Consider the following 1,050-nt stretch of genomic DNA (forward strand, 5'->3'; position numbering starts at 1 on the left):
GCCGGCGAGCGCCGGGATGGCGGCGCGATCAGCGCCGAGCGAGAGGAACTGAGCAAGCTCCGCCGTGAGAACCATCGCCTGCGCCAGGAGCGCGACATCCTGGCAAAGGCGGCGGCCTGGTTCGCGAGGGACAAGACCCCGTCCGGGTCTTCGAATTCATGAGCGCGCACCAGGCCGAATTCCCCATCCGTGTCATGGCCCGCGTGCTGCGGGTCTCGGCCTCCGGCTACTACGCTTGGCGGCGCCGGCCGACCTCGGCGCATGCGCAGGCCGATGCCGTCCTGCTGCGCCGGATCCGGACGATCCATGCCGGCTCGCATGGCACCTACGGCACGCCACGGGTGCATGCCGAACTTCAAGCCGACGGCACGGCGATCGCCCGCAAGCGCGTGGCGCGGCTGATGCGCCAGGCCGGGCTGCGCGGTGTGTCGCGGCGTCGCTTCCCGACCACGACGCGCCGCGAGCCGACGCATAGGCCGGCGAACGACCTCGTCGGCCGGGTCTTCACGGCGCCGGCGCCGAACCTGCTGTGGGTCGCCGACATCACCTATGTGCCGACCGCGGCAGGCTTCCTGTTCCTGGCCGTCGTCCTCGACGCCTGGTCGCGGCGCATCGTCGGCTGGGCCATGGCGAACGACCTGCGCACGCAGCTCGTCCTCGATGCACTCGACATGGCCGTCACCACGAGGAAACCGGCCGATGTCGTGCATCACAGCGATCAGGGCAGCCAATACACCTCGCTGGCCTTCGGGATGCGATGCCAGGAAGCCGGCGTCCGCCCCAGCACGGGATCTGTCGGCGACGCCTACGACAACGCGCTGGCCGAGGCGTTCTTCGCCACGCTCGAGTGCGAGCTGCTCGATCGGCGCCGCTTTCGCTCCCAGGCCGAGGCACGCATGGCCGTGTTCCACTTCATCGAGGGCTTCTACAACCCGACCAGGCGCCATTCGTCCCTCGGCTACCTCTCGCCCATCGAATTCGAAGCAAGGAAGATGCTCATGAAGGACTGACCACTGCCCGCAGACCGTCCACAGAACCGGGGCAACTTCA

Annotated in this window: 1 pseudogene; it reads left to right on the forward strand. The window is 68.9% G+C overall.

Features of this window, described 5'->3' with window-relative positions:
* Nucleotides 1–1,010, forward strand: a pseudogene (locus tag E8M80_RS25615) (IS3 family transposase); the annotation flags it as partial.
* Between the last annotated feature and the right edge of the window lie 40 nt (nucleotides 1,011–1,050).

Source organism: Roseomonas sp. HF4 (assembly GCF_005222755.1).
Lineage (GTDB): Bacteria > Pseudomonadota > Alphaproteobacteria > Acetobacterales > Acetobacteraceae > Neoroseomonas.